Origin of the sequence: Polynucleobacter sp. GWA2_45_21 (genome assembly GCF_001830325.1) — a bacterium.
Lineage (GTDB): Bacteria > Pseudomonadota > Gammaproteobacteria > Burkholderiales > Burkholderiaceae > Polynucleobacter.
On sequence record NZ_MHZG01000019.1, the window covers coordinates 1 to 15,216 of the forward strand.

Sequence of the window (15,216 nt, forward strand, 5' to 3'; positions counted from 1 at the left end):
CCGCACTTGATGGAAATTTTCGGTGAAATTGAAAAGTGGACCATGACTAAGACGAAGTTCGAGGTTATGGATATCTTGAATAAATACGATATTCCTTGCGGCCCAATTTTGTCGATGAAAGAAATTGCAGAAGAGCCAGCTTTGCGCGCTACTGGAACTGTTGTCGAAGTGGATCACCCAATTCGTGGCAAGTACCTCACTGTGGGGAATCCAATCAAGATGTCTGACAGTCCAACTGACGTTACACGTTCGCCATTGCTAGGCGAGCATACTGATGAGATCCTCCATGAATTAGGTTATTCAACGGATGAGTTGATTAGTCTCCGACACGATAAGGTGATCTAAGATGCGTGTTGCGCTGATTGGAAGTGCAGATTTTGGTAAGGCGGCATTAGAGGCTTTTTTAGATCGCGGTGACGAAGTTGTTGCTGTTTTTTGTCCGCCGGATAACCCCAAATCTAGCAAGCCTGAGGCGCTGAAAGAAGCGGCGATTGCAAGAGATTTAACTCCCTTGCAATTTGCCTCTCTTAAAGGTTCAGAGGCTGCGCAAGCAATGATTGATAGCGGGGCCGATATCTGTGTCATGGCCTATGTGCTTCAATTTGTGCCGCAAGAGCTTTGCAAGATTCCAAAGCATGGAACTATTCAATATCACCCTTCCTTATTGCCGAAGTACCGTGGCCCTAGCGCCATTAATTGGGCAATTGCATTGGGTGAAGAAAAAACAGGCCTGACAATCTTCCGCCCATCCGATGGTTTGGATGAGGGCGAAATCATTTTGCAAAAAGAAGTTGCTATTGGACCTGACGATACTTTGGGTAAAGTCTACTTTGATCACTTATTTCCAGTTGGGGTGAAAGCGCTTCTTGAGGCTGCTGATCTTGTGGTTGCAAACAAGCATCAAGAGGTTGTTCAAGACGAATCGCAGGCGAATTATGAAGGTTGGTTTGATGCGAATGCCGCTCAAATTCACTGGGCAACTCACATTACCCAAATCTATAACTTAATACGTGCATGTAATCCTGCGCCCGGCGCCTGGACTAAGTTTGGCGAACAAAAAGTACAAATCTATGATTGCCATAAGCATGTAGCAGCTACCTTCGGATCCGTTAAAGGTAAGCCTGGTGAAATCACACAAATTACTTTGGATTCAATTTTCGTTGCTTGCCATGGTGGGCAAATCGAAGTCTTAAAGGCAAAAGGCGCCGCAGGAAAAGTAACGGGTGCTGAATTGGCTAAAGAGTTGAGCTTAGAGGTAGGTCAGTTCTTCGCGCTGTAAACCGTAAACCTAGAATTAAATCTCTAGGTTATCAATCAAACGTGTTTTACCCAACTTGGCAGCCGTCAGAATCACTAGCGGCTCACCAGCTTGCAAGCTTTCGTTAGAGGCTGGTGCTAAATCACTTTGCTGGCGAATGGCAATATAGTCTGGTTGCCAGCCACGTTTACTCAGAAGGTCTACCGCTATCTTCTCAATCTCAATGAGTGAATGCGCATTGAGATTGCTTAAGCCCAGCACGCGCGTACGAACTTCCTGCAAAGCTTTCTGCAGTTCAGGCGCTTCTGCGCGCTCTTCAATGGAGAGATAGCCGTTGCGAGAAGATAGTGCAAGACCATCTTCGGCTCGAATCGTTTCGCCCGGAATGATTTCAACTGGGAGGGCAAACTGCTTTGCCATCTGGCGAATAATCATCAACTGCTGGTAATCTTTTTTTCCAAATACGGCGACTTTGGGTTGCACGCAAGACAGGAGCTTCAATACAACAGTGCAAACACCTTTGAAGAAGCCGGGGCGGAACTCACCCTCAAGGATGTCGCCTAGTTGCTGTGGCGGATCTACGCGGTACTCTTGAGGCTGCGGATATAGGTCACGCTCAGTTGGTGCAAACAGGATGTACACACCTTCTTTTTCTAGCTTATCAATATCTGCCTGCATCGTGCGCGGGTAGCTATCAAAATCCTCATTGGGGCCAAACTGTAAGCGATTAACAAAGATACTGGCTACCACTGGATCGCCATGTTGTCTAGCAAGACGCATGAGCGATAAGTGACCTTCATGGAGGTTGCCCATCGTTGGCACGAAGGAAGCGCGATTTTGGCCACGTAAGTGGTCACGCAACTCTTGTATATCGCTAATTATTTTCATGCAACAGGGGTATAGGCGAGGCGCACATAAATTGGTGCATATGGCTCAGCCTGAGTAATTTCAACTAAAGCTTCGCGAGAGAGCTCTAGCATCGCGATGAAGTTTACGATTACCACTGGAATACCTTTTCCAGATTTGATGGCTTCCTCGAATAGCTCGCCAAACTCAACGAATTTAGTGCTTTGCAAGCGACGCAAAATACGTGTCATGAAATCGCGTACGGATAGCTCTTCGCGAGTAATGGTGTGGTGTTGATTGAGTTTTGCGCGGTGAAGCACATCTCGCCAAGCCATTTGGAGGTCGTCTTGATTGACGTCAGGCCATGTCACTGCAACGGTGGTGTCTACATAGCCGTGAGCGATTTGAAAATCACGACCTTGTTGCGGAATTTGATCCAGTTCTTGAGCGGCTAATTTCATACGCTCGTACTCTAAGAGGCGGCGCACCAGTTCTGCGCGTGGGTCCTCAACCTCTTCATCGCTATCTGCCTTCTTCATCGGCAGCAGCATGCGAGATTTAATCTCAATTAACATCGCTGCCATCAATAGATATTCAGCAGCGAGCTCTAAATTGTGGTGGCGGATTTGATCGATGTAACTCAAGTACTGTTGAGTTACTTGCGCCATCGGAATGTCCAGGACATTGAAATTCTGTTTACGAATGAGATAAAGCAGAAGATCGAGGGGGCCTTCAAATGCTTCAAGAAAAACTTCTAGCGCATCAGGTGGAATATAGAGGTCTGTTGGCAGCTTAAATAATGGCTCGCCATATAACTTAGCAAATGCCGAAGACATTCCATCGGTAACCGACGGAGTGCTATCGAGCAACTCAGATTGAACGCTTGGCTCAGATCCCAAGGAACTGCCTGAGTTAGTCATTCGAGTACACGTAAGCGCGCTGCTTTAATTTGGCTGCCTTGGCGCGACGTTGATCTTCGATAGTCAAAGGTTCTTTATCCCAGAGGAGGGCGCGACCAGCTTGTTGGCCTGCCTCGAGATGCGGTTTCTCAGATTTGAGTTCATTTAAGAACTGGGTGAATTCGGATGTATATCTAGCCATCATATTTCCTAAAATTCTTAATTAATTCAATAACTTGCAAAAATTACTGCGTAGCAATGATCTGCCTAGGCCATCATTATTAACGATTTTTCCTACAAACCTGCCGACTTTTTGGTTAATTCCAAGAAATTCGCCTTTTTGAGGCTATTTTTACAGGTTTGCTGCCAATAAAGCGTCGATTTGAGGCGCTTCGACCCGGGTCATGAGGTGCTTATAGGCTTTGATTGGATTTTGGCTGGAAAGAGGCGTTTTAACATCATCCCAGGTCATGGCGGGTACTGAGAGGAAGTCCTCAACCCCAGAGGTAACTTGAGGCAAGATCGGTTTGAGATAGAGGCTTAGTAAGCGGAATGCCTCCAAGGTCACGCTGCAAACACGCTGTAAGTCAGCTTCACGCTCTGGGTCTTTGGCAATCTCCCAAGGCTTGTTTTCATCAACAAAAGCATTGACCTTATCAGCCAATTCCATAATGCTGCGCAATGCCTTGGCGTACTCACGAGCTTCGTAGAGCTCAGCAATTTTTTCACTCGCGGATGCAATATCGGTAAGCAGTGGATTGCTCATTGCTGCATCAGAAACTACCCCACCAAAACGCTTTACCAAGAAGCCAGCACTACGACTGGCGATATTGATGTACTTACCTAATAGATCACTGTTCACTCGTGCAACAAAGTCTTGGAGATTTAAATCTAAATCTTCCATGCTGTCATTGAGTTTAGTTGCAAAGTAATAACGGAACCACTCTGGATTGAATCCAGATTCAATCACGCTATGCGCAGAAATTAAAGTGCCACGTGACTTACTCATCTTTTCACCATCCACAGTGAGGAAGCCATGAGCAAATACATTGGTTGGAGTGCGATAGCCTGCGAAGTGCAGAGTTGCTGGCCAAAAGAGTGTGTGGAAATACAGAATATCTTTACCGATAAAGTGGTACTGCTCGGTGCTGGTATCGGGCTTAACCCATTCCTCAAAGTTCAAGCCTTTACTCTGGCAGTAGTTCAGGAAGCTGGCGTAGTAGCCAATTGGTGCATCAAGCCACACATAGAAATACTTGCCAGGCGCATCGGGGATTTCAAAGCCAAAGTAGGGTGCATCGCGGGAGATATCCCAGTCACCAAGCTTGCTATCTCCTGGCTGTCCAACCCATTCTTTCATCTTATTGCGAGCTTCAGGTTGCAGTGGAGTTTTTACTTGAGTCCACTCGCGCAAGAAAGTTTCACAGCGAGGATCGGATAGTTTGAAGAAGTAATGATCGGAAACTTTTTTAATCGGTGTTGCGCCACTGACCACAGAGAATGGGTTCTTCAAGTCGGTTGGGGAGTAGGTTGCTCCACACTTTTCGCAGGAGTCACCATACTGATCTTTAGCGCCACACTTAGGGCATTCACCTTTAATGAAACGATCCGGCAAGAACATTTCTTTAACGGGATCGTAGGCTTGCTCAATAGAGCGCATTTCAATTAGGCCAGCATCGCGTAACTTGAGGTAGATACTTTGAGATAACTTTTCGTTCTCAGGACTATCGGTGGTGTAGTAGTTATCGAAAGAGATTAAGAAATCATCAAAGTCGCGTTTGTGCTCTTTCCAAACATTGGCGATGAGTTCTTTAGGAGTGAGACCTTCTTTTTCAGCGCGCAACATGATTGGAGTGCCGTGGGTGTCATCAGCCCCAACATAATGGACTTCGTGACCACGCATTCTTTGGAAGCGTACCCAAATATCTGTCTGGATATATTCCACCAAATGCCCAATGTGGATCTGGCCATTGGCGTAAGGCAGAGCGGAGGTAACTAGCAGGCGACGTTTGGGGCTACTCATGCGAACTTAAATAGAAATAATTTCAACAAATGGGAATTCAAGATTATGGGGCTTGCGACCTCACTTCAGCATCAATTTTAGTCTGCGGTTAAAGTTAATACCGATTTGAACCTATTTAAGAGGCGTTTTATGGCTTTGCCCCACAACATTCAGATGTCTAACGCTTCCGTGCCCTTGGTGCACGAGGTGCAGGTCATGGATGAGGCGGGGCGCATTAAGACCACCCATATTCCTGGGGAGCGCCCCTTAACCATCTACTTGGATAAGCGGGAGGTCGTCACCTTGATGACCTTGGGGAGCGCCCCTGAAGCCCTTGTATTGGGCTATCTGCGTAATCAGCGCCTAGTGGAGTCACCCGACGATATTGCGAGTATTCAGGTGGACTGGGAGACGGACTCGGCTGCAGTAAAGACTCACCGCAGCACAGTGGACATCGATGCTCTTACCAGTAAGCGTGTGGTGACTACAGGCTGCGGGCAGGGCACGATGTTTGGTGGCCTGATTGAGGAGATGGCAGAAATTAGATTGCCAGACGGCCCTCAATTAACCCAAGAGGCAATTGTGGCCCTCATCGACAGCATTCGAGTTCATGACACCATCTATAAGAAATCCGGCTCGGTCCATGCCTGTGCTGTTTTTGAGCGGGATGGAAAACACAATGTCCGCCTTCTGCATTTCATTGAGGATGTGGGGCGGCACAATGCTGTTGACTCAATCTCGGGCTTAATGTGGTTGGCAGATAAGCCAGGCAAGGATCTAATCTTCTTTACTACCGGGCGCCTCACCTCGGAGATGGTCATTAAGGGGGCCCAGATGGGCATCCCCTTCTTGATGACTCGCTCCGGTATGACCTTGATGGGCTTAGAGTTGGCCCGCCAAACCAATCTCACCCTCTTATCCCGTTGCTCTGGGAAGCATTTTGAGATCTTCAACGCCCCTGAGAGGGTGATTTTTACCTCTCCACCTACTACCTCGTAAATTCGTGGGCATATGGCCTGCGATGGTTTTACAATTCGGCCATGACTATTAAATCTGACCACTGGATCCGCCGTATGGGCGAGCAAGGCATGATCAGCCCATTTGAACCTGGGCAGGTCCGCCAAGATGCCGCCGGGCAAAAAATTGTGAGCTATGGCACTTCAAGCTATGGCTATGACATTCGTTGCGCTGATGAGTTCAAGATTTTCACGAACATCAATAGCACTATCGTTGACCCCAAGAATTTCGACGAGCAATCCTTTGTGGATTTCAAAGGTCCAGTCTGCATCATTCCACCCAATTCTTTTGCTTTAGCAAGAACCGTTGAGTACTTCAAGATACCACGCAGTGTATTAACCGTGTGCGTTGGTAAAAGTACATATGCGCGTTGCGGAATTATTGTGAACGTCACTCCATTTGAACCTGAGTGGGAAGGTTACGTCACACTCGAGTTTTCTAATACGACCCCATTACCTGCAAAAATTTATGCTGGTGAGGGATGTGCACAAGTTCTGTTCTTTGAAAGCGATGAAGTGTGTGGTACATCGTACAAAGATCGTGGTGGTAAGTATCAAGGCCAAGTTGGCGTGACTCTGCCGAAGACTTAATCTGCTTAATTTGCTTCATCGCCATATTGGCGAATCAAAAGGGTGCTCATGAAATTTCGTTTTCCAATCATCATTATTGATGAGGACTTTCGCTCTGAAAATATTTCAGGTTCGGGTATTCGCGATTTAGCGGAAGCCATTGAAAACGAGGGCATGGAAGTCATTGGCTTAACTAGTTACGGCGACCTTACATCCTTTGCGCAACAGGCCTCCCGCGCCTCCAGCTTTATTGTGTCCATCGATGACGAAGAGTTTGTTTCTGACTCTGAAGACCATGACTTGCCCGCATTAAATAACTTACGCGCATTCATTACAGAAGTGCGTAAGCGCAATGAAGATATTCCAATCTTCTTGTATGGTGAGACTCGCACTTCACGCCATATGCCAAATGACATCTTGCGTGAATTGCACGGCTTCATTCATATGAATGAAGATACGCCAGAGTTTGTGGCGCGTCATATTATTCGCGAGGCTAAGGTTTATCTAGATTCATTAGCCCCGCCATTCTTCCGGGCGCTGACTAATTACGCCTCTGAAGGTTCTTACTCTTGGCATTGCCCGGGCCACTCTGGTGGTGTCGCTTTCTTGAAGAGCCCAGTAGGTCGTATGTTCCATCAATTTTTTGGTGAGAACATGCTCCGCGCTGACGTTTGTAATGCGGTGGAAGAGCTGGGTCAATTATTGGATCACACTGGTCCTGTATTGCAAAGTGAGCGCAATGCTGCCCGCATCTTTAATACTGATCATTTGTTCTTCGTAACGAATGGCACCTCTACATCAAATAAAATTGTTTGGCACTCTACTGTTGCCCCCGGTGACGTAGTGTTGGTAGATCGAAACTGCCATAAGTCGGTAATTCATTCAATTACGATGATGGGCGCGATCCCCATCTTCCTGATGCCAACACGCAATCATCTTGGCATTATTGGTCCGATTCCAAAGGAAGAATTTGAATGGAAAAACATCAAGAAGAAAATTGATGCCAATCCCTTTATTAAAGACAAGAATGTCGTGCCACGCGTCATGACGCTCACGCAAAGTACATATGATGGCATCGTCTACAACGTCGAGATGATTAAAGAGATGCTCGATGGCAAAGTGGATTCATTGCATTTTGATGAAGCTTGGTTGCCTCATGCTGCATTCCATCCTTTTTACAAAGATATGCATGCCATCGGCTCTGATCGTAAGCGTACGAAGAAGAGTTTGATGTTTGCAACCCAATCAACCCACAAGTTGTTGGCTGGCCTCTCACAAGCTTCACAGGTATTGGTGCAGGACGCAGAAGAGCACAAGCTCGATCGCGACTGCTTCAATGAAGCCTATCTCATGCACACCTCGACTAGTCCGCAGTACGCCATCATTGCTTCCTGTGATGTATCTGCCGCCATGATGGAGGCTCCTGGTGGGACTACGCTAGTGGAAGAATCTATTGCCGAGGCGATGGATTTCCGTCGTGCGATGCGTGAAGTCGATGATAAGTTTGGGGCGGACTGGTGGTTCAAGGTTTGGGGTCCAGATCATTTAGCTGAAGAAGGTATTGGTGAGCGCTCAGATTGGATTCTGGAGCCCAATGCTAGCTGGCACGACTTCGGCAAGGTTGCCCAAGACTTCAATATGCTGGATCCAATCAAGGCTACTGTTGTCACCCCTGGCTTGGATATTGAGGGTAACTTCGGATCCATGGGTATCCCAGCAAGCATCGTTACAAAGTACTTGGCTGAGCACGGTGTGATCGTGGAGAAGTGCGGTTTGTACTCCTTCTTCATCATGTTCACTATCGGTATTACTAAAGGCCGTTGGAATACCTTGGTAACTGAGCTACAGCAATTCAAAGATCACTTTGATAAGAATGCTCCATTGTGGAAAGTGCTTCCAGAGTTTGTGGCTAAACATCCTCGTTATGAGCGCGTTGGCCTCAAAGACATCTGTCAGCAAATTCATGAGTTCTACAAGAGTCGTAATGTAGCTCGTATGACGACTGAGATGTACACCTCAGACATGGTGCCTGCAATGATGCCTTCAGAAGCTTGGGCTAAGATGGCGCATAAAAAAGTAGATCGTGTTCCCTTGGATCAATTAGAAGATCGGATTACCGCAATGCTGGTAACCCCATATCCTCCAGGTATTCCACTGCTTATCCCGGGCGAGCGCTTCAATAAACGCATCATTGACTACCTCTACTTTGCTCGTGACTTCAATGAGCGCTTCCCAGGCTTTGAGACCGATATTCATGGTCTGGTTAAAGGAGATATCGATGGGCGTAGTGAGTACTACGTTGATTGTGTAAGGCAGGAGCCTGACATCACTCTATGATCTCTTTCAGGTAATAAACACTCTTAATACCCTGCTTTTGCAGGGTATTTTTTTATCTTGGAATATGTTTATATGGAGCCGTACTATGCGCAATCTAAATTGGAGGCCTTGATGCGAGTTATTCATTTTTCTGATGCAACACAACGGTTACATCAAGTGATAAATCAAGTTGTGAATGATTGTGATGTAACTATTATTTATTGCGAGGGCGGGGAGGCTGCTGTTTTTATATCAAAAAATAAATACTCCAGCATTATGGAGACGCTACATTTATTAAAATCTCCGGCCAACGTAAAACACCTTGACAGGTCTTTGTCTCAATATCGCAAAGGCCAGATAAAGTAAGCGCTTGGCCTACTATTTTCCTGGCTTATCCAATCGAAACAGTACCGGCGCGTCTTCATCAACCTTATTTGTTGCCGCATCAGGCTTGGATTCATCGTCACTCGTGAAGTTAAATTCTTGACTCTGGACCACTGCTGCAGGCTTATCCAAGAAGGTAGTGACTAGTGCCGGGAATGCTGCTACAACCACCACCATGATGAGTTGCAGGACAACCCAAGGCAATGCTCCCCAATAGATATCACTACTCTTCACTTCTTTCGGTGCTACCCCACGAAGATAGAACAACGCAAATCCAAACGGTGGATGCATGAATGAGGTTTGCATATTCACGCAAAGCATGACGCCAAACCATACCAATGCAGCACTGGCTGCGGCCTGGGGATTGCCATTCATTGAGGCAAGTAGAACTGGTGCCAGTAGTTTGATTGCGACTGGTGCTAACAAGGGTACAACGATGAAGACGATTTCAAAAAAGTCTAAGAAGAACGCCAAAAAGAAAACAAACAGATTCACCACCACTAAAAATCCAACCCATCCACCTGGCAGATTGGAAAACAATTCTTCAACCCAGTGGCCGCCATCAACACCCTGGAAGACAACCGAGAAGCAAGTGGAGCCAATCAAGATGAAGACCACCATGGCAGTGATGCGCATCGTGTTTTGATAGGCCTCTTGAATCAATCCTTTGAGATTGGGGATGCTGGCCCTGCGTATCCAGGCTAAAAGCAATGCACCCATCGCACCCATAGCGCCTGATTCGGTTGGAGTGGCGATGCCAGTCATGATGGTTCCCAGTACCAAGAAAATCAGTACCGCTGAAGGAATGATTCCCAAGAGGCACTTCTTCCAGAGCGCCCAGCCTCTAAGGGTGAGCTCATTTTCCGGCGCGGGGGGTAGGTAATCTGGTTTAAAGCGGGAGAGGAAGAATGTGTAGAGAGCAAAAAGACCAATTTGCAGAAGAGATGGACCCCAAGCACCAAGATACATACTGCCAACATCTGCACTCCCGCTCTGGGTTTTGAGCTGGTCAGCCAGGACAATCAGCACTAAAGAGGGCGGCACTAGCTGAGTAATGGTTCCAGAAGCTGCTAAAACGCCCGTAGCGTAGCGCATGTTGTAGCCGTAGCGCATCATCACGGGCAAGGAGATCATCGCCATAGCGATCACCTGAGCAGCCACAGTGCCGGTTATTGCCCCGAGAATAAATCCCACAATAATCACCGAGTAACCAAGACCACCCCGAATGCGTCCAAAGAGCTGACCCATGGAGTCCAGCATTTCTTCCGCAAGACCGCAGCGCTCCAGAATGGCGCCCATAAATGTGAAGAAGGGAATTGCTAACAGTAGGTCGTTAGCAAGGACGCTACCAAAGATGCGCTGAGGAATGGCTTGCAAAAATGGCATGCCAAAGAAATTCTCAGAAATCGCAATGCCGGCAAAAAATAATCCTGCAGCCATCAATGAAAAAGCTACCGGAAAGCCGATCAACATAAACACAATGAGTCCGCCAAACATGAGCGGTGGCATCCATTCAAGCGGAATCATTGAATGGGCTTTTCATAATGGAGATCGGCGGCGGGTAATGTTTCTTTCCCTTTGAGTGCGCCAATGCGTTTAATGATTTCAGATAAGCCTTGCAGGCTCAACATAAAGAAGCCAAGTGGCACAACCAATTTAATCGGGTAGCGTAATAATCCGCCTGCATTGAGTGAATGCTCTGAGACTAGCCAAGAGGGATAAAACAAAGTGGTCCATGACAGCCAAGTAAAAAGAATGCAGGCTGGCATTAAAAAGACAATCAAACCAAAGAGGTCAATGTAGATACGCCCACGATCAGAAACCTGCGAGTAAATTAAATCGACTCGCACATGTTCATTGCGTTTAAGGGTATACGCGGCACCTAACATTACGGCAGTAGCAAAGAGGTACCACTGCAATTCTAGTGGCCAGTTGTTGCTGATATCTAGGCTATAGCGGAGTAGTGCATTGAGAGCTGATACAACGCAAGACAGCAAGATCATGATGCTGGCTGCTTTGCCCAGGAATTGATTTAGACGGTCAATTCCTGTTGAGATTGTTCCCCAAAAGCCCATGCAGTTTAAAGATCTGCGCGACCCCGTTTAATTGCAGCAAGCACTTGTGCTGGAGCGGTGCCACCAGCATGTTGACGAGAATTCACGGAACCATCTACGGTCAGCAAGGCAAAGACATCATCACTCATCATCTCTGGGCGATTATCTAAGCCACAAGCAAAGCGTAATTCAGATAGGGTGAGGTCGGTAAGCATGCAGTTACGACCAACGCAGGCTTTAACAGCGTGAGCTACTGCTTCATGAGCATCACGGAAAGCTAAACCTTTTTTCACCAAGTAATCAGCTAAGTCAGTTGCAGTGGCGAAGCCTTCTTCAGCAGCAGCCTTCATTACATCCGCTTTCACCTGAATATGTGGAACCATATCAGCGAAGATGCGCAATGTATCTTGCACGGTATCAACGGCGTCAAACAAAGGCTCCTTGTCTTCTTGGTTATCTTTGTTGTATGCCAATGGCTGGCTCTTCATCAAAGTTAATAAAGAAATCAAATCACCATATACACGACCCGTTTTGCCGCGCGCCAATTCTGGTACATCGGGGTTCTTTTTCTGAGGCATGATGGAGCTGCCAGTACAGAAGCGATCTGGTAAATCAATAAAGCCAAAGCGTGGGCTGAGCCAAAGTACCAGCTCTTCAGATAGGCGCGACACGTGCATCATCAGGATAGAAGCAAAGGCGCAGAACTCAATCGCGAAGTCACGATCCGATACGGCATCAAGTGAGTTATTGCAGATGCCATCAAAGCCGAGGGTCTTGGCAACTTGCTCACGATCAATTGGGTAGGTTGTACCGGCTAATGCGGCAGCGCCAAGCGGCAGGCGATTAAAGCGAGCACGAAGATCAGCCAGGCGACTCGCATCACGGCTAAACATTTCGTAATAAGCCATTAAATGATGGCCGAAAGTAATGGGTTGGGCTACTTGCAGGTGAGTATGGCCAGGCATGATCGTGGCAGAGTGGGTCTCCGCAAGATCAAGCAAGGCAATGCGTAAAGTTTTGAGGGTGGCTGCAATTTGATCAACGCTACCGCGTAACCACAGACGTAAATCTGTAGCAACTTGGTCATTCCGTGAGCGACCAGTGTGAAGACGCTTTCCGGCATCGCCAACTAATTCCGTGAGGCGAGCTTCAATATTGAGATGCACATCTTCCAATGAAAGTTGCCAGTTAAATTCACCGGCTTCGATTTCACCTTTAATCTGAGCCATTCCCTTTTGAATATCTGCCAAATCTTGTGCGCTAATGATTTTTTGCGCAGCCAGCATTTCAGCGTGGGCTAAAGATCCAGCGATATCTACTAAGGCAAAGCGTTGATCAAAGCCGATAGACGCTGTATAACGCTGTACTAGTTCGTCAACGGGTTCGTTAAAACGGGCCGACCAAGCTTGGGCTTTGTTGGCAAGGGAATTTTTTGATGAGCTCATAAACGCAGTATATTGGTGTAGGTCTTTGATTATTTTAAATGTTATGTCCCAAACCCCCATTTCTAGCTCTAGTTCCTCTGTATCTCCCACCCCTCAGCGCCTGGTAATTGCCTCCCGTGAGAGCCGCCTTGCCATGTGGCAGGCGGAACACGTCCGAGATTGCCTTAAAAAGCTCTATCCAGCATGCGATGTTCAGATTCTGGGCATGACTACCCGGGGCGACCAAATATTGGATAAGGCCCTCTCTAAAGTGGGTGGCAAGGGCTTATTTGTGAAAGAGCTCGAAACCGCTTTGGAGGGCGGTCGGGCTGATTTGGCTGTTCACTCCCTTAAAGATGTGCCTATGGTCATGCCCGAGGGTTTTGATTTGTCCTGCGTAATGGCGCGGGAAGATGCGCATGACGCCTTTGTCTCTAATGATTACGCTAGCCTCGAGGATTTGCCGGCGGGCGCTGTGGTGGGTACTTCAAGCTTGCGGCGTGAGTCAGTTCTCAGATCCAGGTTCCCGCATTTAGTGATCCAGCCCCTGCGTGGCAATTTAGATACCCGTATGGGTAAGCTCGATCGCGGTGAGTATCAAGCAATTATTTTGGCTGCTGCCGGTCTAAAGCGACTTGGTTTGGAGAGTCGTATTCGTGCACTGTTGCCGATTGATCCCTACACGCCAGCCGCCGGACAGGGCGCGCTCGGCATCGAAACCCTCAGCAAGCATCCCAATATTAAAGAGTGGCTTGCCCCTCTGAATGATTTACCAACCCTCTATGCAGTTACTGCCGAGCGTATGGTGTCACGCCAACTAGGTGGTTCTTGTGAAGTGCCTTTGGCTGCATACGCTACCTGGGATCAAGATCATATGAACATCCGCTCTTTTGTAGCTAGCGTAGACGGCACTGCAAGTTGCTTAGCTAGCGCTCAAGGCGCAGTAAAAAGCTTGGAAGATGCCGAGGCACTTGGTTTGTCAGTTGCGTGCGATCTGATTTCTCAAGGCGCCGAGCATTTGCTGCCTAATGGTTTGCCGAAGTAAGTAGTAAAAAGGTAATTCATTAATGAGCAATAAGACCATTGTCATTACCCGTCCTAGCGGACAGGCGCGTCAATTGTCAGAAGCACTCCAGGCAAGCCTGCTCAAGAATAGTTTTACTTCAGAGACTTCTCCCCAAATTATTTCTTTACCCTTGCTGACAATTCTTCCAAAGGGTGAGGGTATATTGGTTAAATCAATCATTGCAGGGCTAAAGAGTGCTGACTTAGCAATCTTTGTTAGCCCCAATGCAATTGAATGCACGATGCGTTTGCTGGAAAGGTCTTGGCAAGAGGTATCTGATCGGCCATTGCCGATAGGTGTGATGGGAGGTAGTAGCTTGGCAGCCCTCAACAATCATGGCATTGGTCTTGAGAGCAATGCTACGAAAATTATTCTTCCTCAGAGTAATGCACAGTGGGACTCCGAAGGTCTTTGGGCTGAATTGCAAAAGTTGAAATGGGATTGGTCCACCAAGAGAGTGATCATCCTTAAGGGTGAGGGTGGTCGTGACTGGCTGGCTGAAACTTTAAAACAGGCTGGTGCGCAAGTTGAGACATTTTCTGTTTATGCGCGAGTCCCATTGGATCTCAATAGTCCTGCCTGGAAAGATGTCCATGAGATGGATTTTGCAAAATCACTTTGGCTTCTGACCTCTTCTGAGGCGGTGCGATATTTGGGTCAAGCAAAATTGCCCTTAGATCTGGCAACAGCCATTTGTCCACATCACAATATTGCTGATGCCGCTGAGCAAATTGGCTTTGGTGAGGTGTTTACTTGCGAGCCTGGTGATGAGGCTTTAATTACCGCATCGCAAGCTTGGCTCTCTATTTAATTACTAGGGTAGCTGAGTAGCGCCGGCAAAAATACTTCGCTCACGAGGAGTGGGCGTCCCTTGAGTTGATATAGAGTTCTTCTTGCCCAGCTCGCAGAAGGAAGCTCTGAGTATTGCTGGAAACATTTTTTCCATAAAACGCTTTGTTTATCCAGTCGAGCAATTTCACGGAATGGTTTTTTCTTGGAGTGCATACGCGTTTTAGCAAATAGCACTGCTCCTAAAGGTTTCTTGCCTAAACGTAAAATCTCATGATTACTGCCACTAGAACTACTAGTGGGAATAATGCTGTGAGCCATAACTAGTGGTACACCGTTTGCGCAAAGTAGCACTTCTCGGATACGGCAACGTTTGATCTTGAAATGAAAATAGCGACTTTCGTCGCTATTTAGGTTTTGTCGGCAATCTCGCAGAACCACTACCTCTAGTTTCTGTCCAATTGCGCGTTCAATTTTTTGGGTTAAAGAGCCGGTATCACTCAACCAAGACTGCCACTTTCGTGGCGCTTGATGCAACTCACCGGAATCGACTCGATTCCATGCAGAACGGAGACGACGACGGTGAATCATA

16 protein-coding genes are annotated in these 15,216 nt (G+C 47.3%); 8 read left to right on the forward strand and 8 right to left on the reverse strand.

All coding sequences use genetic code 11. The features are described 5' to 3' along the window. Together A2X74_RS10795 and A2X74_RS10800 are read left to right on the forward strand one after the other, a co-directional pair. Positions 1-345: CoA transferase (locus tag A2X74_RS10795; protein ID WP_299765638.1), on the forward strand; the 345-nt coding region annotated here is incomplete at its 5' end. A gap of 1 nt (position 346) precedes the next feature. After that, entirely contained in the window at positions 347-1,279 is a 933-nt protein-coding gene (locus A2X74_RS10800; protein ID WP_293625429.1) for a methionyl-tRNA formyltransferase, read from the forward strand. Between the two features lie 15 nt (positions 1,280-1,294). Here A2X74_RS10800 and panC read toward each other — a convergent pair whose 3' ends face one another. The 4 genes from panC to metG form a co-directional block, all read right to left on the reverse strand. Further along, complete coding sequence (gene panC, locus A2X74_RS10805) at positions 1,295-2,146, reverse strand: pantoate--beta-alanine ligase (protein WP_293625427.1); 852 nt, start codon at positions 2,144-2,146, stop codon at positions 1,295-1,297. Then, positions 2,143-3,024: a ScpA family protein gene (locus tag A2X74_RS10810; RefSeq protein WP_293625425.1), complete on the reverse strand. Its 882-nt coding sequence runs from the start codon at positions 3,022-3,024 to the stop codon at positions 2,143-2,145. Before A2X74_RS10810 ends, panC begins: the two co-directional genes overlap by 4 nt. Continuing rightward, positions 3,017-3,205: a DUF3460 family protein gene (locus tag A2X74_RS10815; protein ID WP_293625423.1), complete on the reverse strand. Its 189-nt coding sequence runs from the start codon at positions 3,203-3,205 to the stop codon at positions 3,017-3,019. Before A2X74_RS10815 ends, A2X74_RS10810 begins: the two co-directional genes overlap by 8 nt. Positions 3,206-3,355: 150 nt before the next feature. Next, a complete protein-coding gene (metG, locus tag A2X74_RS10820) occupies positions 3,356-5,026 on the reverse strand; it encodes a methionine--tRNA ligase (protein WP_363925369.1) in 1,671 nt (556 codons plus the stop codon). A gap of 135 nt (positions 5,027-5,161) precedes the next feature. Here metG and A2X74_RS10825 point away from each other — a divergent pair, with 135 nt between their 5' ends. The 4 genes from A2X74_RS10825 to A2X74_RS10840 all read left to right on the forward strand — a co-directional run bounded on the left by A2X74_RS10825 (position 5,162) and on the right by A2X74_RS10840 (position 9,273). Further along, on the forward strand, positions 5,162-6,004 hold the full coding sequence (locus A2X74_RS10825) for a formate dehydrogenase accessory sulfurtransferase FdhD (protein WP_293625437.1): 843 nt from the start codon (positions 5,162-5,164) through the stop codon (positions 6,002-6,004). A gap of 41 nt (positions 6,005-6,045) precedes the next feature. Then, a complete protein-coding gene (dcd, locus tag A2X74_RS10830; RefSeq protein ID WP_041484826.1) occupies positions 6,046-6,612 on the forward strand; it encodes a dCTP deaminase in 567 nt (188 codons plus the stop codon). A 48-nt stretch (positions 6,613-6,660) separates the two neighbouring features. Then, positions 6,661-8,928 carry an arginine/lysine/ornithine decarboxylase gene (locus A2X74_RS10835; protein ID WP_293625421.1) on the forward strand — a complete coding sequence of 756 codons (2,268 nt, stop codon included), beginning with the start codon at positions 6,661-6,663 and terminating at the stop codon, positions 8,926-8,928. Between the two features lie 111 nt (positions 8,929-9,039). Next, the gene (locus A2X74_RS10840) at positions 9,040-9,273 is read left to right on the forward strand and encodes a type II toxin-antitoxin system Phd/YefM family antitoxin (RefSeq protein WP_293625419.1); all 234 of its coding nucleotides are present in this window, start codon (positions 9,040-9,042) and stop codon (positions 9,271-9,273) included. Positions 9,274-9,285: 12 nt separating this feature from the next. On the opposite strand, the gene A2X74_RS10845 is transcribed toward A2X74_RS10840, so the two are convergent. Genes A2X74_RS10845 through argH form a run of 3 tightly spaced genes read right to left on the reverse strand, consistent with a single transcriptional unit; the run spans position 9,286 to position 12,790 of the window. Beyond that, the gene (locus tag A2X74_RS10845; RefSeq protein WP_293625417.1) at positions 9,286-10,818 is read right to left on the reverse strand and encodes a TRAP transporter large permease subunit; all 1,533 of its coding nucleotides are present in this window, start codon (positions 10,816-10,818) and stop codon (positions 9,286-9,288) included. Beyond that, entirely contained in the window at positions 10,815-11,366 is a 552-nt protein-coding gene (locus A2X74_RS10850) for a TRAP transporter small permease subunit (protein WP_293625415.1), read from the reverse strand. The genes A2X74_RS10845 and A2X74_RS10850 overlap by 4 nt, the downstream gene beginning before the upstream one ends. A 5-nt stretch (positions 11,367-11,371) precedes the next feature. Further along, positions 11,372-12,790 carry an argininosuccinate lyase gene (argH, locus tag A2X74_RS10855; RefSeq protein ID WP_293625413.1) on the reverse strand — a complete coding sequence of 473 codons (1,419 nt, stop codon included), beginning with the start codon at positions 12,788-12,790 and terminating at the stop codon, positions 11,372-11,374. A gap of 43 nt (positions 12,791-12,833) precedes the next feature. Here argH and hemC point away from each other — a divergent pair, with 43 nt between their 5' ends. Both hemC and A2X74_RS10865 read left to right on the forward strand, forming a co-directional pair. After that, positions 12,834-13,814 carry a hydroxymethylbilane synthase gene (gene hemC, locus A2X74_RS10860; protein WP_293625411.1) on the forward strand — a complete coding sequence of 327 codons (981 nt, stop codon included), beginning with the start codon at positions 12,834-12,836 and terminating at the stop codon, positions 13,812-13,814. Positions 13,815-13,836: 22 nt separating this feature from the next. After that, positions 13,837-14,646: a uroporphyrinogen-III synthase gene (locus A2X74_RS10865; protein ID WP_293625409.1), complete on the forward strand. Its 810-nt coding sequence runs from the start codon at positions 13,837-13,839 to the stop codon at positions 14,644-14,646. On the opposite strand, the gene A2X74_RS10870 is transcribed toward A2X74_RS10865, so the two are convergent. Further along, positions 14,643-15,215, reverse strand: coding sequence for a chorismate lyase (locus A2X74_RS10870; protein ID WP_293625407.1), 573 nt, complete (start codon positions 15,213-15,215; stop codon positions 14,643-14,645). The two genes, A2X74_RS10865 and A2X74_RS10870, sit on opposite strands and share 4 nt — an antisense overlap. Position 15,216 lies beyond the last annotated feature (1 nt).